This window comes from Streptomyces sp. NPDC053426 (assembly GCF_055585405.1).
Window position 1 is genome coordinate 202773 of sequence record NZ_JBVJKE010000011.1, and the last position, 22216, is coordinate 224988.

18 protein-coding genes are annotated in these 22216 nt (G+C 70.4%); 7 read left to right on the forward strand and 11 right to left on the reverse strand.

Translation table 11 applies throughout. The features are described from left to right. Genes ACZ62B_RS23285 through ACZ62B_RS23295 form a run of 3 tightly spaced genes read right to left on the reverse strand, consistent with a single transcriptional unit; the run spans position 1 to position 2585 of the window. Positions 1–807: an MlaE family ABC transporter permease gene (locus ACZ62B_RS23285; protein WP_085574364.1), complete on the reverse strand. Its 807-nt coding sequence runs from the start codon at positions 805–807 to the stop codon at positions 1–3. A gap of 6 nt (positions 808–813) precedes the next feature. Then, positions 814–1578, reverse strand: a complete 765-nt coding sequence (locus ACZ62B_RS23290) for an MlaE family ABC transporter permease (RefSeq protein WP_344564701.1) — start codon at positions 1576–1578, stop codon at positions 814–816. Next, positions 1575–2585, reverse strand: a complete 1011-nt coding sequence (locus ACZ62B_RS23295) for an ABC transporter ATP-binding protein (protein WP_468725005.1) — start codon at positions 2583–2585, stop codon at positions 1575–1577. Before ACZ62B_RS23295 ends, ACZ62B_RS23290 begins: the two co-directional genes overlap by 4 nt. A gap of 651 nt (positions 2586–3236) precedes the next feature. Between ACZ62B_RS23295 and ACZ62B_RS23300 the strand changes: the two genes are divergently transcribed. The 4 genes from ACZ62B_RS23300 to ACZ62B_RS23315 all read left to right on the forward strand — a co-directional run bounded on the left by ACZ62B_RS23300 (position 3237) and on the right by ACZ62B_RS23315 (position 7967). Then, complete coding sequence (locus ACZ62B_RS23300; RefSeq protein ID WP_344564697.1) at positions 3237–3869, forward strand: hypothetical protein; 633 nt, start codon at positions 3237–3239, stop codon at positions 3867–3869. A gap of 101 nt (positions 3870–3970) precedes the next feature. Continuing rightward, entirely contained in the window at positions 3971–5563 is a 1593-nt protein-coding gene (locus ACZ62B_RS23305) for a DUF6801 domain-containing protein (protein ID WP_468725007.1), read from the forward strand. A gap of 36 nt (positions 5564–5599) precedes the next feature. Further along, positions 5600–6541, forward strand: a complete 942-nt coding sequence (locus tag ACZ62B_RS23310) for a hypothetical protein (protein WP_468725009.1) — start codon at positions 5600–5602, stop codon at positions 6539–6541. Positions 6542–6755: 214 nt separating this feature from the next. Continuing rightward, positions 6756–7967 (forward strand): helix-turn-helix domain-containing protein, encoded by a 1212-nt coding sequence (locus ACZ62B_RS23315; RefSeq protein WP_344564691.1) that lies wholly within the window; start codon positions 6756–6758, stop codon positions 7965–7967. A 69-nt stretch (positions 7968–8036) separates the two neighbouring features. Here ACZ62B_RS23315 and ACZ62B_RS23320 read toward each other — a convergent pair whose 3' ends face one another. The 3 genes from ACZ62B_RS23320 to ACZ62B_RS23330 all read right to left on the reverse strand — a co-directional run bounded on the left by ACZ62B_RS23320 (position 8037) and on the right by ACZ62B_RS23330 (position 11283). After that, positions 8037–9470, reverse strand: a complete 1434-nt coding sequence (locus ACZ62B_RS23320; protein WP_469691915.1) for a family 43 glycosylhydrolase — start codon at positions 9468–9470, stop codon at positions 8037–8039. Further along, entirely contained in the window at positions 9452–10429 is a 978-nt protein-coding gene (locus tag ACZ62B_RS23325) for an arabinan endo-1,5-alpha-L-arabinosidase (protein ID WP_344564687.1), read from the reverse strand. Before ACZ62B_RS23325 ends, ACZ62B_RS23320 begins: the two co-directional genes overlap by 19 nt. A 203-nt stretch (positions 10430–10632) precedes the next feature. Further along, a complete protein-coding gene (locus ACZ62B_RS23330) occupies positions 10633–11283 on the reverse strand; it encodes a DUF4360 domain-containing protein (RefSeq protein ID WP_468889370.1) in 651 nt (216 codons plus the stop codon). 294 nt (positions 11284–11577) lie between these two features. Between ACZ62B_RS23330 and ACZ62B_RS23335 the strand changes: the two genes are divergently transcribed. Then, on the forward strand, positions 11578–14430 hold the full coding sequence (locus ACZ62B_RS23335; protein ID WP_344564683.1) for a glycoside hydrolase family 35 protein: 2853 nt from the start codon (positions 11578–11580) through the stop codon (positions 14428–14430). 16 nt (positions 14431–14446) lie between these two features. On the opposite strand, the gene arfA is transcribed toward ACZ62B_RS23335, so the two are convergent. From arfA to ACZ62B_RS23360, 5 genes are all read right to left on the reverse strand, one after another. After that, positions 14447–15952, reverse strand: coding sequence for an arabinosylfuranosidase ArfA (gene arfA / locus ACZ62B_RS23340; protein WP_344564681.1), 1506 nt, complete (start codon positions 15950–15952; stop codon positions 14447–14449). A 104-nt stretch (positions 15953–16056) separates the two neighbouring features. Then, positions 16057–17025, reverse strand: a complete 969-nt coding sequence (locus ACZ62B_RS23345) for an arabinan endo-1,5-alpha-L-arabinosidase (RefSeq protein WP_469691918.1) — start codon at positions 17023–17025, stop codon at positions 16057–16059. Positions 17026–17046: 21 nt separating this feature from the next. Continuing rightward, positions 17047–17913 (reverse strand): carbohydrate ABC transporter permease, encoded by an 867-nt coding sequence (locus tag ACZ62B_RS23350; RefSeq protein ID WP_344564677.1) that lies wholly within the window; start codon positions 17911–17913, stop codon positions 17047–17049. Continuing rightward, entirely contained in the window at positions 17910–18851 is a 942-nt protein-coding gene (locus ACZ62B_RS23355) for a carbohydrate ABC transporter permease (RefSeq protein ID WP_344564675.1), read from the reverse strand. The genes ACZ62B_RS23350 and ACZ62B_RS23355 overlap by 4 nt, the downstream gene beginning before the upstream one ends. Next, complete coding sequence (locus tag ACZ62B_RS23360) at positions 18848–20197, reverse strand: extracellular solute-binding protein (protein WP_344564673.1); 1350 nt, start codon at positions 20195–20197, stop codon at positions 18848–18850. Before ACZ62B_RS23360 ends, ACZ62B_RS23355 begins: the two co-directional genes overlap by 4 nt. Before the next feature lie 268 nt (positions 20198–20465). Between ACZ62B_RS23360 and ACZ62B_RS23365 the strand changes: the two genes are divergently transcribed. Then, a complete protein-coding gene (locus ACZ62B_RS23365) occupies positions 20466–20993 on the forward strand; it encodes a toxin (RefSeq protein WP_344564671.1) in 528 nt (175 codons plus the stop codon). Next, positions 20990–22195, forward strand: coding sequence for an MAB_1171c family putative transporter (locus tag ACZ62B_RS23370; protein WP_344564669.1), 1206 nt, complete (start codon positions 20990–20992; stop codon positions 22193–22195). The genes ACZ62B_RS23365 and ACZ62B_RS23370 overlap by 4 nt, the downstream gene beginning before the upstream one ends. Positions 22196–22216: the final 21 nt, after the last annotated feature.

Consider the following 22216-nt stretch of genomic DNA (forward strand, 5'->3'; position numbering starts at 1 on the left):
TCACCCCGCCACCTTCACGGTCGTGGTCGCGCCCCACAGGGCGAGCGACAGGAAGAAGTCGGTGACGCTGATCAGCACGATGGCGTTGCGCACGGACCGGCCGACGGCGACGCCGACGCCGGCGGGGCCGCCCGAGGCGCGGAAGCCGTAGTAGCAGTGGGCGAGGATCACCATCACGCTGAAGATCAGCACCTTCAGTACGGAGAGCAGCACGTCCGTCGGGGAGAGGAAGAGGTTGAAGTAGTGGTCGTACGTCCCCCGGGACTGTCCGTTGAACAGGACGGTCACATAGCGGGAGGCGACGTAGGAGGAGAGCAGCCCGATCGCGTAGAGCGGGACGATGGCGACGACGCCGGCGATGATGCGGGTGGTGACCAGGTAGGGCATGGAGCGGATGCCCATGCCCTCCAGGGCGTCGACCTCCTCGTTGATGCGCATGGCGCCGAGCTGGGCGGTGAAGCCGGCGCCGACGGTCGCGGAGAGGGCGAGTCCGGCGACGAGGGGGGCGATCTCGCGGGTGTTGAAGTAGGCGGAGACGAATCCGGTGAACGCGGCCGTGCCGATCTGGTCGAGGGCCGCGTAGCCCTGGAGTCCGACGACGGTCCCGGTGAAGAGCGTCATCGCGATCATCACGCCGATGGTGCCGCCGATGATCCCGAGGCCGCCGGAGCCGAAGGCCACCTCGGCGAGCAGGCGCTGCACCTCCTTGAGGTAACGGCGCAGGGTCCGCGGGATCCACAGCAGGGCGCGGACGTAGAAGAGCAGTTGGTCGCCGGAGCGGTCGAGCCAGACGAGCGGGGAGGCCATCGGACCTCAGCCTCCCTTCGGCGGGACGATCTGGAGGTAGACGGCCGTCATCACCATGTTGACGAAGAAGAGCAGGAGGAACGTGATGACGACGGACTGGTTGACGGCGTCGCCGACGCCCTTGGGGCCGCCGCGCGGGTTGAGGCCCCGGTAGGCGGCGACGATGCCCGCGATGAACCCGAAGACCAGCGCCTTGAGTTCGCTGATGTACAGGTCGGGGAGCTGGGCGAGGGCGGAGAAGCTGGAGAGGTAGGCGCCGGGGGTGCCGCCCTGCATGACGACGTTGAAGAAGTAGCCGCCGAGGATGCCGACGACGGAGACCAGGCCGTTGAGCAGGACGGCCACGCCCATGGCGGCCAGGACGCGGGGCACGACCAGGCGCTGCACGGGTGAGACGCCCATGACCTCCATCGCGTCGAGTTCCTCGCGGATCTTGCGGGAGCCGAGGTCGGCGCAGATGGCCGAGCCGCCGGCGCCGGCGATGAGCAGGGCGACGATGAGCGGGCTGGCCTGCTGGACGACGGCGAGGACGCTGGCGCCGCCGGTGAACGACTGGGCGCCCAACTGCTCGGTCAGGGAGCCGACCTGGAGGGCGATGACGGCGCCGAAGGGGATCGAGACGAGGGCGGCGGGCAGGATGGTCACGCTCGCGACGAACCAGAACTGCTCGACGAACTCGCGGAACTGGAAGGGTCTTCGGAAGACGGCGCGGGCGACTTCGGCGGCGAGCGCGAAGAGCCGGCCGGTCTGCCGCAGCGCGCCGGTGATCACGCGCCGCTCCCGGTGGTGGGCATCGGCAGGGTGGCCGCCTCGGGGTTCTTCGCGTAGGTGTCCCGGATGGCGGAGCGCGCGGCGGGCGGCAAGGTGTCGATCATGCTCATGACACGGTTGCGCCGCCGGGCGACGGCCCGGCGCTGCGGGAGGCCGGGCGACGGTTCCAGCTGCGGGACGATCACCCGGGGTGCGGCGGGGGCGGAGGAGGCGGCGTCCGCCTCGGCGGCGAGGGTGGCCGCGTCCTTCTCCTCGGACATCCCGATGGGGCCCTCGCGCCGGCCGCCCAGGAACTGGGACACGACCGGCTCGTCGCTGGTGAGCAGCACCTCGCGCGGGCCGAAGGTGACGAGTTCGCGCCGGAAGAGCATCCCCATGTTGTCGGGCACGGTGGCGGCGATGTCGAGGTTGTGGGTGACGATCAGCATCGTCGCGTCGATCTGCGCGTTCAGGTCGATCAGCAGCTGGGAGAGGTAGGCGGTGCGGACCGGGTCGAGTCCGGAGTCCGGTTCGTCGCACAGGATGATCTGCGGGTCGAGGACGAGCGCGCGGGCCAGTCCGGCCCGCTTGCGCATGCCTCCGCTGATCTCTCCCGGAAGCTTGCCCTCCGCGCCCAGCAGCCCGACGACCTCGATCCGCTCCATGACGATGCGGCGGATCTCGGACTCCTTCTTGCGGGTGTGCTCGCGCAGCGGGAAGGCGATGTTGTCGAAAAGGGACATGGACCCGAAGAGGGCCCCGTCCTGGAACATGAGACCGAACAATTTACGGGTCTCGTAGATATCCCTTTCGGGGCTGTTCACCATGTCCACCCCGTCGATGAGGACACGGCCCTTCTCGGGTTTGAGCAGCCCTATGAGCGACTTCAGGAAAACGGTCTTCCCGGTGCCGGACGGACCCAGCATCACGCTCACCTCCCCGGCGGGAAGGGTGAGTGTCACGTCCCGCCAGATGCTCTGCTCACCGAAGGACTTGGTCAGGCCCTCGACCACCACTTCGATTCCCATATCACCTCCAGCGGACGTCAATCGGATATGTGCCGCGGGCGCACGTTAAGTCGGCGCGGAGCGCACTGACAACGGGTGCGGCGCCGGATCCCCGCCGGCCCTGCGGAACTTGTCACCGCGCACACAACACACCGGCCCCGCACTTGTCTCCGGGGAGACAGGGCAGGGTCCCGCGGCTACGGGGGGTGTGGATCCGTGAGACCCTGCCGACGGACGCCCGAGCCCGGTGGGAGGGGGGCCGGAAAGCGCCCGTCATGGCTCCGGCCGACGGGGGCCACCGACCTGGAACCGAGCACCACACCGGCACGTTACGGCCGGGTAACCTCGGCGGGCAACACCGGAATCCGAGTTTTCCGGGATACCGACTCCGGCCATCCGGAACCTGTCACGCGGGACACAAAAAACCCTACCGATGTTGTCGGCGGGTGAGTGTCACGACCCCCGGTACGGGGAGCGCCCGGAGAGCGTGATCATCTCCACCGAAGGCTTCCGCCTTGGCAGCACGTGACTAAGGCGAACCGTGAATCACTCACTGGGGAAACAGCTTGTTCCACTTTTAAAAGAATCATGGACAACCGCATTGTTCGGCTAAGTTTCCGGCGAGTAACGTCACCGCTCACTGCAGGTCAACCCTCAAGGAGCGTCCGAGTCATGAAGAAGAACACGAGAAGGTCGGCCATCGTGGTGTGCGCGGCCGCGTCGGCGCTGGGTCTCGCCGCCGGCCCGTCCTCCGCGGTGCCCTCCACGGTGTGGACCGTCACCCCCTCGCCGGCCTCGTTCCAGGCCGTGAACGTCGGCAACATCGTGCTGACCGCCACCATCCCGATGACCTGTACGACCTCCAACGCGGCCGGCGTGATGAACAGCGCCACCGGCAACCCCGCGGACGTCGCCGACATCACCACCATGAACTTCGGTGCCTCCGGCTCGCCGTGCACCAGTGTCCTGGGCAACGTCACCACCACGTCGGTCACCCCCTGGGACGTCGTCGCGGAGGACTACAACGCCTCGACCGGTGTCACCACGGGCCACGTCGGCAACGTCACGGCCAACGTGACCGCCGGCGCCTGCAAGTTCACGGTGACGGGCGAGGCCTCGGCCACCTACACCAACTCCACCGGCGTCCTGGCGGTCAACAGCGTCGCCGGTGAGCTGAAGGTCAGCAACCCCGTCAACTGCGGGGCGATCGTCACCGTCAACACCAAGCCCACCTTCAAGGGCAACTACGCCGTCAAGGTGGCGGGCACCGGCGCCATCCCGACCATCGTCGGCTCCAACCCGTAGACCGCTCCCGCCCACGTCCGCCCGGCCGGCGACCCCGGCCGGGCGTTCGCGGGCTCCGTGCCGCGTCCCGCCGACACCGGTCTCCTATCGAGCGGAGTTGTATGAGAGTCCAACGAGCCGCCGCCCCGCGGCCCTCCCGTGCCCGCGCCCGGACCACGTCGATCGCCGCGTTCGTCGTGCTCGCCGCCCTGATCCCGACCACGGCCTCCGCCACGGGGCCCCAGGAGGTCGAGGCCGAGCTCCCCTACGTCTGTACCCTCCCCTCGGGACAACTGCCCGCGACGGTGCGGATCTCGGCGGACTTCCCGGAACGGGCGGAGAGCGGCGAGGCGTTCTCGCCCACCGGCGTCACCACCACCGTGGAACTCCCGGCGGAGGCCGTCGCGGACCTCACCGCGCGTGAGGCGGCCGAGGTACGGGCGGCGACCCGGCTCGCCGTGGGCGTCGCCCAGAACGCGGCGACGGCCACGGCGACCTGGCGCGGACACGCCGAACCCGTCGCCCTTCCCGCCTCCGGGCCGCTGGCACTGACCACGAAGGGCGACGTCCCCTCGGTGACCGGCCGGAGCGACGGCGACCTGACCTTCACCGCCGGCGACCTCGCGATCGACCTGGCGCTCGGCACGGCGGACCCGGCGGACCCGTCCGCCGCCGGCCCCGGCGCGCTGACCGTCGACTGCTCCCTCGCCGAGGACGCTCCGGACCAGGGGCTGCTGGCCACCGTACCGGTCGGCACGGGCGGCCCCGGGGCGAGCGGCTCGCCTTCCCCGTCCGGGTCCGCGGAGCCATCGGGCTCACCGGGGGACGGGCGGGGGGAGCGGCCGGAGGAGCGGCAGGGGGACCGGTCGCCGAAGGTGCTGGAGAACTCGCCCGGCACCGCCGCGGACCGCGACGTACCGCCGTGCCGCTACGACGAACAGCACCCGCCCACGGACGTGTCGCTCAACGCCTACGTCACCGGCTACGCCAACGTGAAGAAGTTGAAGGGCGCGGCGTACCTGCCGCCGTCGTGCGTGCTGATCGAGCAGGGGATCCCCGTGATGGGTCCCCCCGACCCGGAGTACCTGATCTTCGACACCGTGTCGTACGCGAACTTCCACTACCAGGAGCGCGAGCAGACACCGCCCTTCGAGGCGACCTTCCTGTCCTTCGACTTCGCCCCGGTGAAGGCCACCATGGTGCTGAAGCAGACGGGTCCCATGAGGATCGACTCGCGCATGAAGATGCGCCTGACCGACTTCACCACGATCACGGACACCTACGTCCGGGCCCCGCTGGTCCTGCACGTGCTGGATCTCGAGGTCAACGGAACGCCCCTGGACGTCGGTTCCGGGTGCCGGACCGAGACGCCCCTCGTCTCCGAGGACCCGGACCCCGCGAACTTCCCGGGCGACCACCTGGTGCTGTACGGCCGGGGCGAGCAGATCATCGGCCAGCCGGCCACCGGTTACCTGCTGCTGAGCGGCGGCACGCTGTCCGGCGAGGCGACCATTCCCGCCTTCACCGGCTGCGGCACCGACGGCGAGGACCTCGACCGCCTGCTCACCGCCTCCGTCTCCGGTCCCGGCAACCTCATCAAGCAGGTCCAGGGCCAGACGTGCGCGATCGCCGCCCCCGTGTTCCCGAGCCCGACCAACGAAGGCCAGTGCACCGAGGACCTCCAGCCCTACGAGATCCCCGTCGCCGAGCACTGACCCCCCCTGTCCCCACCTCCACGGAAGGCCACCACCATGCCCCCGATCCCCGCCCGCACCCGGCTCGCCACCGTGTCCGCGCTGACCGCGCTCGGCGCCTTCGCCTCCCTGGGCACGGCGACCGCCGCCGACCCCGCGCTGAACGGCGAGTGGGCGCCCTTCACCCGCTGTCCCGTGGACGCCCCGGCGATGCTGGCCGCCGACGGCTTCGACAAGACCCCGCAGTGCGTGGTCTCCACCTCGGCGAGCGGCTCCATCAAGCTGGGCGACACCATCGTGACGACCGGCAGGACCAACCTCCAGATCGGCGTCGTCCAGAACGCGGACGGCACCAGCAGCGTGGTCGCCCCGGCCTCCGGCGCGCTGGTCGCCGAGCCCGCCACCGTGCCCGGCGGGCTGCTCGGCCTGATGTGCCCGAGCGACATCTTCGTGATCACGGGCATCTGCGAGTCGCTGGAGAACTCCAGCCTCAACAAGATCACCGCGACCATGGAGTCCGTCGGCGCGCCCTACGCCTTCGACCAGACCGCGGGCGTCCTCACGGACGCACCCATCATCGCCCTGCCGGTCCGCATCCACCTGGAGAACCCGCTCCTCGGCAGCAAGTGCTACATCGGAACGGCCGCCGACCCGATCGTGCTGCGCCCCGAGAACCGCGAGTACCCGGCGTTCGGGATGACCTTCTTCCAGGGTGACGGCACCCTCGACCCGGCCGGCGAGATGAGCCGGATCGACCTCACCGGCGCCACCCAGAACGACAGCACCTTCGCCGTCCCCGGCGCCACCGGCTGCGGCCTGAACGTCGGCCTGATCAACGCCGCGGTCAACGCGAAGACCGGGCTGCCCTCCGCCTCCGGGAACAACAGCCTGACCCTCAATGACACGCAGACCCACCTCACCGGCCTCAACGCCCCCGGGACCGTCGCCCCCGACGCCGGCAAGGTCCTGGCGGAGAACTGGCACTCCGCCGCCGAGTAGCCACCACGGGACCAGAACCGCGCGGCCGCCCCGGCGGCCGACTCTCACAACCGTGACGCGATTCCTCCACAAGTGATGTACAACACAACAAAGTTGATTTACCGTCAGCTTGCCAAGCCGGTGAACACCGGTGGACCGGTCCGGGTGCCGCCCGACGAGGGCGGGGCCCGGCCGGCCGCCCCACCGGACATGTCGGAGAGCAAGGGGATCACTCATGCCCTCAAGCGCGCGTCCCTCGGTGCTCGGTGAACCGCTCGACCCGCTCCCCAAGAAGTTCGCGGCCTTCATGCGGCCACTGCTTCCGGGGCTGCTGAACGAGATACGGACCGAGGTCACCCGCACCTACCCGGTGTACGGCAGGCTGCTCAACGGCCCGGACGGGGACGCGATCCGCCAGGGCGTCGAACAGGCGCTGACCGCCTTCGTGGACCGGGTGGCCGACCCCGGCAGCAGTTCGGAGCTGCGGGACGAACTGCTGCGCAGGTTCGGCCGGGTGGAGGCCTACGAGGGCCGTGACCTGGAGGTCCTCCAGGGCGCCTACCGGCTCGGCGCCCGCATCGCACTGCGCCGGGCCAAGACCCTGGGACGGCAGTACAGCCTCTCCCCCGCGCTGATCCTCGCCTTCGCCGACGCCCTCTTCGCGTACGTCGAGGAGCTGGAGGCGATCACCCGCGAGGGGTACGCGGAGGTGCGGGAGCGGGCCGCCTCCGAGGAGTCGGCGTTACGGAGGCAGTTATTACACTTCCTCCTGGCCTCCTCGCCGATGCCCCGGACGACCCTCTCCGAACTGTGCAAGGCCGCCGCCTGGGAGCTGCCCCGCTCGTGCTTCCTCGTCGCCCTGCGCCCTCCGGCGCCGGAGCACATCCAGGCGGGACTCGACCGGGACGTCCTCGCCGACCTGGACATACCGCAGCCGCACCTGCTCGTGCCCGGGGACCTCACCCCCCGGCGCCTCGACATGATCCGTACGGCCCTGACCGGCACCCGTGCCGCGGTGGGCCTGACCGTGCCGATCGCGCAGGCCGCCGACTCCGTCCGCTGGGCCCGTCGTGTGCTCCAGCTCGTTGACGACGATGTCATACCCGACGCCCCGCTGATCCGCTGCGAGGACCATCTGACGACCCTGTGGCTGCTGTCCGACTCCGCCCTCGTCGACCGGGTCGCGGCGCGTGAACTGGCCGCGCTCGACGAGTTGCCCGCCAGGCGGCGCGACCGGCTCGTCGAGACCCTCCGGGTCCACGTCTCCACCCGGGCGCCCGCCGAGCAGGTCGGCGAGATACTGGGCGTGCACGCCCAGACCGTCCGCTACCGCCTGCGGATGCTGGACACCTATCTGGGCGACCGGCTCGCCGACCCCGACCACCGCTTCGCCATCGAGGTGGCCCTCCGCTCGCTCCACCTGCGGGGCCACGACAGCGCGGAGTGACCCCCGAGGCAGTGCCCCCGAGGCCGGCGTGAGACCTCGTACGGGCCTCACGCCGACCTCGTACAGGTATTACGCCGGGTTCAGCCGCCACTGCTGACAGCCGTTGTTCAGCCAGGTCCACTGGCGTACGTCGGCGCCGTCCGCGGTGGAGCAGTCGGCGACGTCGGCGACCTTGCCGGTGGCCTGGTTGACGATGCGGACGTGACCGTTGTCCGTCGCCACGAACCGGAACCGCTGGCAGGTGTTGTCCAGCCACGACCACTGCCGCAGGTCGGCGCCGTCGGCTGAGGAGCAGTTCTCGGTGTCGAGCACCTTGCCGGTGGCCACGTTGACCAGCCGGTGGGTGTCGTCCCCGAGGTCCTCCAGCCGCCACCGCTGGTTGGCGCCGCCGTTGCAGGCGTACTGCTGCACATCGGCACCGTCGGCGGACGAACCGCCCGCCACGTCCAGGCACTTGCCGCTGTTGCGGTTGGTGAGGGTGTACGTGGTGGAGGTGCCGGACGGCTCCCCCGAGGGCCCGGCCCGGCTCGCTCCGAGCCGCACGGGTGTGCCGAAGTCCGGTGACCCGTCGGAGTTCCAGGTGAACTTCTGCGCCCGCGCCGTACGCCCGTTGTCGCACCCCTCGGAGGCGGAGTCGTTGGCGTGGTAGACGATCCAGCTCTCCGAGCCGTCCGGCGAGGTGAAGAACCCGTTGTGGCCGGGCCCGTAGACGCCGTTGCCGTCACTGCGCTGGAAGACGGGCGTGGACTTCTTGGTCCAGGAGGAGGCGGAGGCCGGGTTCGACCCGGTGAGAGTGAGCTGGCCGAGCTTGTAGTCGGGAGTCCAGCAGCCGCTCGCCGAGTAGACGAGGAAGGTGCGCCCGTCGCGCTGGAGGATCTCGGGGCCCTCGTTGACGGTCCCGCCCTGCCGTTCCCAGTCGTGGGTGGGCGTGGAGATCGTCGAGAACGACGAACTCACCGTGTACGGATTGGACATCCGCGCGGCGACGATGTTCTGCGTGCCGTTGTGCGTGCTGCCGAAGAGGTACAGCTGCCCGTTGATGGTGGCGACCGTCGGGTCCAGCATCCAGGAGGAGTTGAGCTGTCCCTTGTAGGTGTAGGGCCCCATGGGATCGGAGCCCGCGCTCTCCAGCACGTGGCTGCGCTGGGTGGGGTTGTAGTCGGCGACGTTCTGCCCGGCGACGTAGTAGAGGTACCAGCGGCCGTTGAGGTAGTGCAGTTCCGGCGCCCAGATGTTGCAGCACCGGGAGGCCGCGTCGCCCTGCCACACCTGCACGCTGGGGGCGGTGGCGAGGCCGCCGAGGGTGGGTGACCTGCGGATGGTGATGACGTCGGTCCAGGACGTGCTGATCAGGTAGTAGTTCCCGTCGTGGCGGACGATCCAGGGGTCGGCGCCCTTCTGGGCCTTGACGGGGTTGGCGAAGGAGGCCGCCTGCGCGGACGACTGCCCGAGCGTCAGGGCGAGCAGCAGCGCGGCCAGCAGGGTCAGTAGGCGACGGGCCATCCGCTGCTCCAGTTCAGGAGGTTGATGCCGAGCTTGGGGGTGCCGTTGTCGTTTCCGTCGTAGTAGTGGTAGACGATCAGGTCCCCGTCGACGTCGTTCATGATCGACTGGCCGCCGGGGCCGATGACGCTGCCGTGCGACTCGAGCACGGGCGTGCCGCCGTTGTTCATCATCGAGACGCCGTTCCGGTCGCGGTACGGCCCGGTGACGCTGGTGGCGCGGCCGACCTTGACCTTGTAGGTGGAGCTGGTGCCGGCGCAGCAGGTGTCGTACGAGGCGAAGAGGTAGTAGTAGCCGTTCCGCTTGACGATGAACGGCGCCTCGACGGCCTTCGTCCCGGAGGGGCGGGAGGCGAGCGAGTAGCGGGTGGTGTTGGAGGAGAGCTGCTTCCCGGTGGACGGGTCGATCTGGATCATCTTGATCCCGGTCCACCAACTGCCGAAGGACAGCCACCACTTGCCGTCGTCGTCGACGAAGAGGTTGGGGTCGATGGCGTTGTAGTCGCTGGAGGAGTTCGAGGTGTAGACGGTGCCGTAGTCGGTCCAGCTGCCCGGCTGTCCGGTGGTGGAGCCGGCCAGCCCGATGGCGGAGGTGTTCTCACCGAACGACGAGACGGAGTAGTACATCAGGTACTTGCCGCCGTGGTACGAGATGTCGGGCGCCCAGGCCTCCGGCTCGGCGGAGTAGTTCCGCCACCAGCTCGGGCGGGACGAGAACGCGTCGGCGCCGGCGGAGAAGGCGGTGCGGTCGGTGGAGGTCTTGCTGGTGATGCCGTCGCCGGTGGCGTAGAGGAGGTACTGGCCGGAGGAGGTCCGGATCATCGAGGGGTCGTGCGTGACGACGGACCCGGTGACGTAGCCGGGGTTGGGGTACGCCGAGGCGGTGGTCGGCATCAGCGCCAGGAGGGCGGCGGCGGGGATCGCGAGGAGGGCGGTGCGCTTGCGGAGGGTGCGGCTCATGCGGGGTTCTCCTTGCGGTGGGGGTGGGGAGGCCGTTCGGGATTCCGAACGGCGATCGCAAGTTCGAACGGACCGTAGAATCGAACCACTTGCGCGTCAATGGTCCGCGCAGCACCGCTTGCCTCCGCGCGGACGGCCCCGCCGAAAGGAGCGGGCGGGCCGCGTCGGCCCGCCCGCTCCCGTTCCCGCTTCTCAGCGGGCCCTCACTCCTCCGGGCACTCCTTCCACGCGAGGTGGTACACGGTGCTGATGTCCCCGTCCGTGGAGTCCATCGTCATGAAGCTGACGTCGTCGGGCGCCGTGGTGCCCGCGCTCACCCGCAGCTCCGTGTTGATGTTGAAGTTGCGCTGGACCCCGCAGGGTGCGTAGACCAGCTGGGCCCAGTCGGTCTCGTCCGTGGCCTGCCAGTTGTCGTCGATGGGGCCCGTGAAGGGGTGGCTGCGGTACTCCGTGTTCGGGGAGCCCTGGAAGTAGTACGACGCCCTCTGCGTCCCCTTCGCGCCGGGCTGGAGCGAGGCGAAGCCCCGGTAGTCGGCGCTGGCGATGGCGTAGGTGAAGCCCTGGGGGACGTGCACCAGCAGGCTGAGCTGGCAGTTCTTGCGGGAGTCCGTGGGGGCGGAGTTCCCGCCGGCCTGGGCGAGGTAGTCGCTGTACGTCACGGTGAAGGCGGTGTTGTCCGCGGAGACGGCGACCGCGGCGGTGCCCTGGGGGCAACCGGAACCGTTCACTGTGGCGACCTTGATGACGATCTTGTCCGGCGGCGGGTCCTCGAAACCGGTCGCCGGGTTGTGCGCGGGTAACGCGGCGGTGAGGAGCGCGGCCGCCGCCGCGCTCAGGAGCAGTCCACCAGCCATGGTTCTCCATCCTTCGGTGGGGGGTGATTGAAGCGTCATGTACATGCCAATAAGGCGCGCACACGTGCTCCCGGCCTCGTGAAGGAGGCATGAAGGTGCGGTGAAGGCCGGGAGCGCTCGCATCGTACGAAGCCCCGCGACCGGCGGACAGGGCGAACTCCGGCCATTCACTTCCGTCACACCGAACCGGGAGGAAACAGGCGTACCGGAACCCTCGTGTGAACGCGGAGGCGCCGGTTCATGGACAATGGCCCACCGGCACCCCGTGTGGCAGTACAAGCAGGAGGCGCTCCCTTGGAGCTCAGCAGGCGTACCTTCACCGCCCTGGCCGGTACGGCGGCGCTCGGTCTCGCGCTCGCCGGCAGCGGCGGGGCGGCGACCGGCGCGCACGGACCGCGCGGCGTGCCGACGGGCCCGCCGCCCCCTCCCCCGAGCGCGGACGGCAAGCGGCACCGGATCGGCCACGACCGGTACTCGCTGCTGGTCGACGGCCGGCGCCTGGTGCTGTGGTCCGGCGAGCTGCACCCCTTCCGGCTGCCCAGCCCGTCCCTGTGGCGGGACGTGCTGCAGAAGCTGCGCGCGGGCGGCTGCAACGCGGTCAGCGTCCCCGTGCCGTGGAACTACCACTCCCCCGCGCCCGGAACGTACGACTTCACCGGCGTGCGGGACCTGGACCTCTTCCTGACCATGGCCGCCGAGGAACGGCTGTACGTCATCCTGCGCCCCGGCCCGTACCTCGGCTCCGCCGATCTCGACGCCGGCGGCCTCCCCGGATGGCTGACGGCCGCCGAGGGCCGCGCCCGCACCGCCGACCCCCGGTATCTGCGGCACGTCGACGAGTGGCTGAGCGCCGTCAACCGCATCGCCGTCCGGCACCTGTTCACCGCGGGCGGCGGCACCGTGCTGCTGTACCAGTTCGAGGACGGGTCCGGGGTCTCCATCGGCGATCCGGCCGGGCGGGCCTATCTGACCCATCTGTACGACAAGGCGCGCGCCGACCGCATCGACGTACCGCTGTTCCACGCGGACGGCCGCTTCGACGAGGGCGGGACCGGCCGGCTGACGCCCTCGTTCGTGGCCGCGGCGGCCGGCGGGGCGGCCGATCCGTGGGGCGGGGCCACCTCCGGCGGCAAGGGGTACGCGGAGGTGCGGCGGACGCACGACGCGGCCCACGAGCGGCGCGACCACCTCACGAGCCTCGCCGCCGGCGCCACGGTGCACAACGTCCGCGTGGCGTTCGGCGGGACCTCGTGGGGCTGGCTGCCCTCGCCGGGCGTCTACACCTCGTACGACTACGGGGCGGCGATCACCGAGGGCCGCCGGCCGACGCCGAAACTGGCCGCGCTCCAGCAGCTCGGCCATCTGCTGCGGACCGTGCCCGACCTCGCCCGGCTGGACCCGGCGAAGGAGGTACGGGCCGAGGACGGCCGGCTGAAGGTGCGCCACCTGGCCAACCCCGACACCGGCGCCCAGGTGTACGTCCTGCACAACGACTCCGAGGAGCCGGTCGACTCGATGCTGCCGGACACCGGCATCGACGTACCGGTCACCGTCGGCGCCCGCGACGCCAAGCTGCTCGTCACCGGGCTGGAACTGGGCCGGCGGAAACTGGCGTACTCCACCGCGCAGCCCATGCTGAACACGACCGTCGGACGGCAGGACATCGCCCTGTTCACGGGCCGCAGAGGCGAGACGGCACAGGTCGCGCTGGACTGCGACACCGAGCCGGTCACCAACCGGCTGGACGACGAGCCCGGATGGTCCTACGACCGGGGCAGGCTGAACGTCGTGGTGCCGCTCGGGGTGGGCGGGCTGAGCAGGGTGCTGGTCGAGGGCGGGGACTCCGAGACGCCCATGGTGCTGCTGTTCGCCGACGACGCGACGGCGCTGCACCTGTGGCCGTACGAGACCCCCTCCGGCTCACTGCTGGTCCACGGCCCGGCGCTGCTCCGCTCGGTCACCCTGCGCGGCTCCACCGCCCATCTCGTCGGCGACCACGTCGGCAGGATGGGCCTGGAGGTGTGGGCACCGCGCGGGATCACCGCCGTGACCTGGAACGGGCAGCCGGTGCGTACCCGTGTGAGCCGGGCCGGGAGCCTGGTGATGGAGAGGCTGATGCCGGACGTCCCCGAGGTGCGGCTGCCCGCGCTGAAGGGCTGGCGGAGGCAGGCGGAGAACCCGGAGTCCGGGGTGGATTTCGACGACTCGGCGTGGCCGGCCGCCGATCTCACGTCGTCGCACAGTACGACGCCCGTGCCCGAGGGTGGTCCCGTCCTCTTCGCGGACGACTACGGCTTCCACCACGGCGACGTCTGGTACCGGGGGCGGTTCGAGGACACGCGCGGTGTCGAGTCCGTGTCGCTGTCCTACAGCACCGGTACGCAGGGGCTGCTGATGGCCTGGCTGGACGGCCGCCCGCTGGGCACGCACCGCATGCCGGTGCCGGACGAGGACACGGCGGATCGGGGCACGTGGACGGCGACGGCCTCCTTCGACGTGCCGGAGAAGCGGCGCGAACGGGGCCCGCACGTGCTGTCGGTGCTCGTACGGCCGATGCAGCACGACGGGGACGAGCGGGCCGAGGACACGCACAAGGCCGCGCGCGGGCTCGTCGCCGTCGAGTTCGGGGGCCGCTCCCGGAGCGTGGAGTGGCGGATCCAGGGCGCCACGGCGCCGGACCGGGTGCGCGGGCCGCTGAACAACGGCGGACTGTACGGGGAGCGGGAGGGCTGGCACCTGCCGGGGTTCGACGACCGGGAGTGGCGGACCGCGGAGTTCCCCCGGGAGGTGCGGCGGCAGGGGGTGACCTGGTGCCGGACGGGCTTCCGGCTGGACGTGCCCACCGACGTGGACGCCTCGATCGGGCTCACGATCGACGACGACCCGGAGCGCGCCTACCGGGTCCAGATCTTCCTCAACGGCTGGAACATGGGCCAGTACATCAACGACGTGGGCCCGCAGCACACCTTCGTCCTGCCGAACGGGATTCTGCGCACACGTGGGACCAACACACTGGCCCTGGCGGTGCTGTCCGACGGGACCACACCCTCGGGCCCGCGTGACGTACGGCTGACCCTGCTGGGCGCGGTGCGGGGCGGGGTTCCGGTGGAGGCGGTGGACTCACCCGGGAGACGACCCGGCAGGTGAGCCCACCGCCGGGCGCTCACGCCAGCCGGATCACGTTCCAGGACAGCGGCTCCAGTACGGCGGAGAGCCGGCCGCCGTCCAGGGCCGTGCCGTCGACCGTGTGCGGGACGACCCGCTCGGGCTCGGCGAGGGTGTTGCGGGCGTCGGGGTCGGCGTCCGCGAGGGCGCTGTGCTCGACGACCGAGGTGAGGTCGAGGCCGTTGAGGACGACGTCCAGCGGCAGCGACTCGGTGCGGCTGCGGTTGACGGCGAACACGGTGACCGTGCCGTCCTCGGCGCGCACGGCGGTGGCGTGCAGCAGGTCGGCCTCGCCGTACTTCTTCGTCTCGTACGTCGGTGAGTCCACGCGGACGTCGAGCACCTCGCCCCGGCCGTACTTCGAGGCCTGGGCGAACGGGAAGAACGTCGTCTGCCGCCAGGCCGGGCCGCCGGGCTCGGTCATGATCGGGGCGATCACGTTGACGAGCTGGGCGAGACAGGCGACGGTGACGCGGTCCGCGTGCCGGAGCAGCGCGATGAGCAGCGAGCCGAAGACGACGGCGTCGGTGACGTTGTAGTTGTCCTCCAGGAGGCGGGGGGCCTCGGGCCAGTCGAGAGCGCTGACCTGGGCTTCCGTACGGGAGAGGTACCAGACGTTCCACTCGTCGAAGGAGAGGTTGATCTTCTTCTTGGACTTGAGACGGGCGCCGACGTGGTCACAGGTGGCGACCACGTTCTCGATGAAGGACTCCATGTCGACGGCGGAGGCGAGGAAGGAGTCGACGTCGCCGTCGAGCGGCTCGTAGTAGGCGTGCAGGGAGATGTAGTCGACCAGGTCGTACGTCTCCTTGAGGACCGTCGCCTCCCACTCGGCGAAGGTCTCCATGGACTGGCCGGAGGAGCCGCAGGCGACGAGCTCGACACCCGGGTCGATCTGGCGCATGGCGCGGGCGGTCTCGGCGGCGATCCGGCCGTACTCCTCGGCGGTCTTGTGCCCGGTCTGCCAGGGGCCGTCCATCTCGTTGCCGAGGCACCACACGCGGATGTCGAACGGGTCCTTGTCGCCGTGCTCGACGCGCAGGTCCGAAAGGGCCGTGCCGGAGGGGTGGTTGGAGTACTCCTGGAGCTCCAGGGCCTCGGCGACGCCCCGGGTGCCGAGGTTGACGGCCATCATGGGCTCGGCCTGGGGGCCGATCTTCTTCAGGAACGCGATGTACTCGGAGAGGCCGAAGCGGTTGGTCTCCGTGGAGCGCCAGGCGAGGTCCAGGCGGCGGGGGCGGTCCTCCACGGGGCCTACGGAGTCCTCCCACTTGTAGCCGGAGACGAAGTTGCCGCCGGGGTAGCGGATGGCGGTGACGCCGAGTTCCCTGACGAGGTCGAGGACGTCTGTCCGGAGTCCCTCCGGGTCTGCTGTGGGATGGTCCGGTTCGAAGATGCCGGTGTACACGCAACGGCCGAGGTGTTCTACGAACGATCCGAAGAGGCGGGGGTTTACTTCACCTACGGTGAAGGCGGGGTCCAGGGTGAAACGGGCGGTTCGCATGTGCGCCTTTCGAATATGGGGTTTCTGTGTCATCGCGGCTGCGGGTCGTCGGTGGCTGGTCGCGCACACGCGGCGGAGCCGCATATCGACACAGCCCCGCGCCCCTAGCGGACGGTTGGCCAGCCGTCTCTTGTCCAGCTCAAGGTGTTCAGCCCCAGCTTGGGGGTGCCTTCGTCCTCTGCGTCGTAATAGTGGTAGGCCAGCCAGTCGCCGCCCCGGTCGCGGAAGACCGACTGGCCGCCCGTGCCCACGTACTTGCCGTGGCCGGCGAGGAGGAGGTCGCCGCCGCCTTCCAGCATCGGGGTGCCCTCGCTGTCGACGTACGGGCCGGTGATCGATGTCGAGCGGCCGACCTTGATCCTGTACGTCGAGTTCACGCCCGAGCAGCACGCGTCGTAGGACGCGAACAGGTAGTAGTGGCGGCCGTGCTTGACGATCTCCGGGCCCTCGACCGCGTACGGCTCGTCGGGGCGGGTGGCCAGGTGGTGGACCGGGGCGTCCTCGACCGCCTTGCCCGTCGCCGGGTCCAGTTCGACCATGCGGATGCCGGTCCAGTACGAGCCGAAGGTCATCCACAGGCGGCCGTCGGCCCGGACGACCGCCGGGTCGATGGCGTTCCAGTGGTCGGTGGTCTGTGAGGTGAAGACCTTGCCGTGGTCGGTCCAGGTGCCCGGCAGGCCCGTGCGGGAGGTGGCCACGCCGATCGCGGAGCGGTTGGTGCCCCAGGAGGAGACGGCGTAGTAGAGCCAGTAGCGGCCGGCGCGGTAGGAGAGGTCGGGGGCCCAGGGGTCGCCGGTGTCGTTGTACTCGTACCACCAGGCGGGGGGTTCGGCGAAGGCGTTGCCGGCGTCCGTCCAGTGGACGCGGTCCTTCGAGGTGCGGGCGCCGATGACGCCGCCGGTCGAATAGGCCACGTAGCCGCCGGACTTGAGGCGCATCACGGTCGGGTCGTGGATGATCTGCTGGCCGGTGACCGGCTGGGGGTCGGGGTAGGTCACGTCCGCCCGGGCCGTGGTCGGCAGCAGGGCCACGACCGCGGCGGCCAGGAGGGTGACGAGTCTCAGGCGTTTCACATCAGGCTCCGCTCGGCGGGATCACTGGCCGGCCAGACCGGTGTGGGCGACGCCCGCCACGATCTGGCGCTGGAAGAAGACGAAGACGATGATCAGGGGCAGGCCCGCCATGAGACCGCCGGCCATGAGCTGGGCCCACTGGATGCCGTAGGAGTTCATGACGGTCGCGATGCCGTTCGGCATGGTCATCAGGTCGGGGTTGTTGGTGACCATGTAGGGCCACAGGAAGTTGTTCCACGAGCTGATGAAGGTGAAGATGCCGACGGCCGCGAGGGAGGGGCGGGAGAGCGGCACGATGATCGTGAAGAAGACGCGCCAGCGGCCGGCGCCGTCGATGAAGGCGGCCTCCTCCAGTTCACGCGGGATGCCCTGGAAGAACTTGTAGAGGATGTAGACCATCGCGGCGGGCGCGCACTGCGGCAGGATCATGCCCCAGTAGGTGTCGACCATGCCCATCTGCTGGACGGTGGTGAACAGGGGGACGCCGAGCACGGCCGGGGAGACCATGAGGCCGGCCATGACGACGCCCATCAGGACGTTCTTGCCGCGGAACTCGGTGCGGGCGAAGCCGTACCCGGCGAGGGCGCTGGTCACCAGCACGATCGCCGTCACGCAGACGGACACCACCAGGGAGTTCACGAACCAGTTGGTGATGTTGCCGGTCTCGAAGAGCGCCTTCCAGGCCTGGCCCGTCCAGACCTCCGGCAGCCAGTGCGGCGGGATCTCGGCGGCCTCCGCCTCGGACTTGAGCGAGGTGAACAGGGCCGCGGCGATCGGCGCCACGAAGACGGCGGAGACGGCGGTGCCGAGCAGGGTGAGGACGATCTGGCTGGGCGTCCAGCGCTTGCGGGACTTGGTGCGTATCGGCGTGGTCGCGGCGGTGGTCATCGGCCGCCCTCCTCACGGTTGCGCAGCAGCCACATCCGCGCCAGGGCGACGGCTGCGATGATCACGAAGAAGATGATGGACATCGCGGAGGCGTAGCCCACGCGGTAGCTGGTGAAGCCCTGTTCGAGGGTGTACTGGACGAAGGAGCGGGTGCTGAGCTCCGGTCCGGGGCTGAAGTCCATCATCACGACGGCCTGGTCGAACAGTTGCAGCGAGGCGAGGACCTGGAGCGCGATCACCAGGCCGGTGATGTTGCGCAGCATCGGCAGGGTGATGTGGACCACGCGGTGCCAGGCGTTCGCCCCGTCCAGCTTGGCCGCCTCGTACAGGTGGCCGGGGATGCCCTGGAGGGCGGCGAGGTACAGCAGGAAGCTGAACCCGACCGTCCACCACAGGGTCTGGATCACGATGGCGAGCATGGCGTACGACTTGTCGGTCAGCCAGGGCGTGTCGATCCCGAGGGTGTGGTTGAACAGGCCGATGCCCTGGGTGAACAGCCACTGCCACATGTTGGCCGCGACCGTCGACGGCAGCAGGAACGGGACGAAGAAGCACAGCCGCCACAGCCACTTGCCGCGTTCGATGTGGTGGGCGAGCATCGCGAGGAGGAAGGCCATGACGGTGATGCAGGGCACGACCAGGAGCGTGAAGTACGCGCTGTGGCCGAGCGCGTCCCACATCGCCGAGTCGTTCAGCGCCTCGCGGTAGTTGTCGAGGCCGACGAAGCTCGCGCCCTCGCCGGAGATGTTGGCGTCCGTGAAGCTGAGGTAGACGCCGCGCAGCAGCGGCCAGACGATGAACAGCACGAAGAGCGCCAGGAAGGGGGCGACGAACCAGCCCCCGTGCTGGAAGCCCTGCTTGCGGCGGACGGTGGCGCCGGCGGTGGCGGTCTTCGCGCGTGCCGGGCGGATGACGGTCTCTGCGCCGGTCGTCGTCATGCGACCGCACCTCCCTGCGCGGCGGTGTGGCCGTCCATCGGGTTCTTCGAGGCGAGGAGCGTGGTGAGCCGGCTCTTCATCCGCCGTGCGACGGCGTCCGGCTTGGCGGAGCCCATCGTCGAGGAGACGACGACGGGGCCGAGGTCCTGGGCGAGGACGCCGGTGGAGCCCGCGAACCACACCTTCGGCTCGGTGGCCTGGTGGTCCATGGCCGAGACGTACTCGTTCTGCGGTTCGAGCTTCTTGTACGCGTCCGTGGACAGGGTCGGCGTGTGGGCGGGGATGTGTCCGCCGGCGGCCCACTGCTGGGCGTTCTGGACGACGTAGGCGGCGAGCCGGTGGGCGGCCTCGTTGACGGCACCGCCGCGGCCGGCCTGGTGCGGCAGGACGAACGCGTGGGACTCGGCATGGGTGGCCTGCTCGCCGAAGACGGGCGGCAGCGGGGTGGCGCCGTAGTCCAGCTCCGCGCCGGAGAAGACCGGCACCGACCAGTTGCCCTCCCAGGTGAACGGGGCGCCGTTGACGAACTGCTCGCCGGTCGGCGCGCCCGGGACGACGTACCCGTCGGTGACGTGCCGGCGGAGGAACTCCAGGACCTCGGTGGCCTTGTCGGTGTCGAAGGTGACCTCGGTGTCGGCGTCGTCGAACCAGGTGCCGCCGAGCTGGGTGTAGAAGGTGACGAAGAACCACCACTGGAAGTTCTGGTCGTTGGTCCACAGGCCGATGGTCTGCAGGCCCTTCTTCTGGGCCTTCCTGGCCTTCTTCAGGACGTCGAACCACTCGGTGGTGGAGGTCACCGGGACCATCCGGCCGTCGTCGCCGAGCAGGTCCGCCTTCTTCAGCACGTCCTTGCGGTAGAAGCAGAGCTGGACGTGGATGTCGAGCGGCAGGGCGTAGAGCTTGCCGTCGATGACGCCGCGGTTCCACAGCGCGGGGTTGTAGTCCTCCTCGCGCACGCCGTACTTCGCGAGGAGGCCCACGTCCCAGGCGTCGAGGAGCCGCCCCGGCGAGAAGCCGGTGACCCGGCCCATGTGCATGACCGCGAGGTCGGGGGCTCGGTTGCCCGCGGCCGCCATGGCGAGCTTGGTGTAGAAGGGGTTGCCCCACTGGAGGGTGGAGTCCTTCACGTCGATGCCGGGATTCGCCGCCCGGAAGGAGTCCAGCATCGAGATCATGTTGTACCCGTCGCCGCCGCTGAAGAGGTTCCAGTAGCGCACGCGGGTGTCCGCACCGGAGGCGAGCGCGTCGGCCCCGGTCCCGAGCGCCGCGAAGCCGAAGCTTCCGGCGACGGTCAACCCGCCCAGTCCGGCGAGGAGTTGCCTGCGATCCAGGCCAGGTCGTCCCATGCCCTGCCCTATCTGCTCATAGATTGTTCGAAATATCGAATGATGCCCGTAACTTCGAACGGACCGTAGATGTGATGGGCGGGCGCGTCAATGGTTCGGGCAAGAACTCACAGCGGGTCCTTCCGCGCGCCCTACTCTGGCCGTGGCACCCGGGACGCCGTGGCGGTCACCGGGTGACCGCGTCGTGCGGGGAACTGGCCGGGACGGCACCCGACTTGGCATATTGCACAGGTGACCGGGCAACACCCAGGGAAACAGGGAGACAGCGGTGCGTACCAGGAAGGAGATGCGTCGTCTCGCTGACGCCCTCATCGGCCCCATCCGGGTGACGGTCCCGGCGGACCCCGAGGTCCTGTTCGAGGCGCTGGTCGCCTCCGTCAGCGCCTGGCGGGGACGTGACGTGGTCGTCCACCGGGCGGCGTTCCCCCCGCACACGGCGAGCGGGCTGTGGCTGGAGCGCGAGGGCCACGACGACGTGGTGGTCGACGAACGGGCCGCCGTCTGGCACCAGATCGTGATCCTCTGCCACGAGGTGTGGCACATGAACCGCCGGCGGGCGGACACCGGCACGGCCACCGGCAAACGGCCCGGACCCGTCGCCGCGCGCACCGACTTCAGCCTGGCGGAGGAGCAGGAGGCCGACCGCTTCGGCATGCTGATGGGCCGCCGGCTGCGCACCTGGCTGGAGGCCTCCACCGACTCGGTGTACGCCGCGGAGGGCGGCGACCCCGAGAACCCGCGGGACCTCGCCGGACGCATCGGGGCCGCGCTCAACTACCGCGGGACCAGGAGATGAGCGGCCTGATCAACTACGTGAGCTGCGGGGCGCTCTGGCTCGGCCTGCTGGTACGGGCCCCCGACCTGCTGCGGCACCGGCGCGACCCGTACCTGCGGGCGATCTGCGCGGTGCTGGGCCTGGCGGGGCTGTGCTTCTTCCTGGGGGCGCCGCCGACGGTCGGCGCCGTCAACCGCATCGGCGACGTGCCCAACCTCGCGGCGCCGGTCACCTACGTGGCGATCACCGGGTACTGCGCCGCGTCCCAGCTCCTCGTCGTGCACTGGCGCGGCGGGCCCCGGGTGCGCCGCACCGCCCGCCGCTGGCTGCTCGCCTACGCCGTCGTCGTCCTCGGCATCACGGTGACGTTCGCACTCGGCGAGGCGCCCGTGGAGCGCCGTACCGACCTGGACACCTACTACGCGACGACACCGTTCATCGCCCAGATGATCGTGCTCTACCTGGTCGCGCACCTCACCGCGGTGACCGTCACCACCGTGTCGGCGCTGCGCTGGGCGCGCCGGGTACGGGGCGGACTGCGGGCGGGGCTGACGCTGCTCGGCACCGGTTCGCTGTGCGGGGCCGGGTACAGCGTGGCCAAGCTGGTCGCGGTGGGCGCCCGCTGGTCCGGACGGGACTGGTCGAAGCTCGGCACGACCGTCTCCCCGGCCGCCGCCGGGCTCGGCGCCCTGCTGACGGTCGTCGGGGTGCTGGTGCCGCTGGCGGCGCCCCGGATCACCGAGTGGCGGCGGGCGCGGCGGACGTACGCCCGCCTCGAACCGCTGGAGCGGGCGCTGGACGACCTCCTCACCCGCCGGACGCTGCGGCTGCCCCGCCCCAGGCTCGCCTCCCCCACCACACGGCTGATGTGGCGGCAGACCAGCGTCCACAACGCGCTGAGCCACCTGGACCCCTACTTCGACCGGGAGCTGTACGACCGGACCCGCGCCGGCGTGCTGGCGGCGACGGGGGAGGCGGAACGCGCGGAGGCCGCCGCGTGGGCGGCGGTGATCACCGCCGCGGTACGGGAGGAGGCGGACGCCGGGCGCCGGGTCCCGCGGCGCGACGGCGGCGACGGCCGGCTCCCGGACCGGGTGCCGGACCGGGTGCCGGACCCGGCCGCCCTGGTCCGGATCGCCGACGCGCTGGCCGGTGCCGCCCCGGCCCCGGTGCCGGCGGCCGACGCGGTGCCGAGCGGTACGACCACGGCGGGGACCGCGTGAACCGGGCCCCGGACGCAAGGA

Coding starts and splice junctions, on each gene's coding strand:
- ACZ62B_RS23285 (WP_085574364.1), bottom strand. CDS start 807: ATGGCCTCCCCGCTCGTCTGGCTCGACCGCTCCGGCGACCAACTGCTC.
- ACZ62B_RS23295 (WP_468725005.1), bottom strand. CDS start 2,585: ATGGGAATCGAAGTGGTGGTCGAGGGCCTGACCAAGTCCTTCGGTGAG.
- ACZ62B_RS23300 (WP_344564697.1), top strand. CDS start 3,237: ATGAAGAAGAACACGAGAAGGTCGGCCATCGTGGTGTGCGCGGCCGCG.
- ACZ62B_RS23305 (WP_468725007.1), top strand. CDS start 3,971: ATGAGAGTCCAACGAGCCGCCGCCCCGCGGCCCTCCCGTGCCCGCGCC.
- ACZ62B_RS23310 (WP_468725009.1), top strand. CDS start 5,600: ATGCCCCCGATCCCCGCCCGCACCCGGCTCGCCACCGTGTCCGCGCTG.
- ACZ62B_RS23315 (WP_344564691.1), top strand. CDS start 6,756: ATGCCCTCAAGCGCGCGTCCCTCGGTGCTCGGTGAACCGCTCGACCCG.
- ACZ62B_RS23320 (WP_469691915.1), bottom strand. CDS start 9,470: ATGGCCCGTCGCCTACTGACCCTGCTGGCCGCGCTGCTGCTCGCCCTG.
- ACZ62B_RS23325 (WP_344564687.1), bottom strand. CDS start 10,429: ATGAGCCGCACCCTCCGCAAGCGCACCGCCCTCCTCGCGATCCCCGCC.
- ACZ62B_RS23330 (WP_468889370.1), bottom strand. CDS start 11,283: ATGGCTGGTGGACTGCTCCTGAGCGCGGCGGCGGCCGCGCTCCTCACC.
- arfA (WP_344564681.1), bottom strand. CDS start 15,952: ATGCGAACCGCCCGTTTCACCCTGGACCCCGCCTTCACCGTAGGTGAA.
- ACZ62B_RS23350 (WP_344564677.1), bottom strand. CDS start 17,913: ATGACCACCGCCGCGACCACGCCGATACGCACCAAGTCCCGCAAGCGC.
- ACZ62B_RS23355 (WP_344564675.1), bottom strand. CDS start 18,851: ATGACGACGACCGGCGCAGAGACCGTCATCCGCCCGGCACGCGCGAAG.
- ACZ62B_RS23360 (WP_344564673.1), bottom strand. CDS start 20,197: ATGGGACGACCTGGCCTGGATCGCAGGCAACTCCTCGCCGGACTGGGC.
- ACZ62B_RS23370 (WP_344564669.1), top strand. CDS start 20,990: ATGAGCGGCCTGATCAACTACGTGAGCTGCGGGGCGCTCTGGCTCGGC.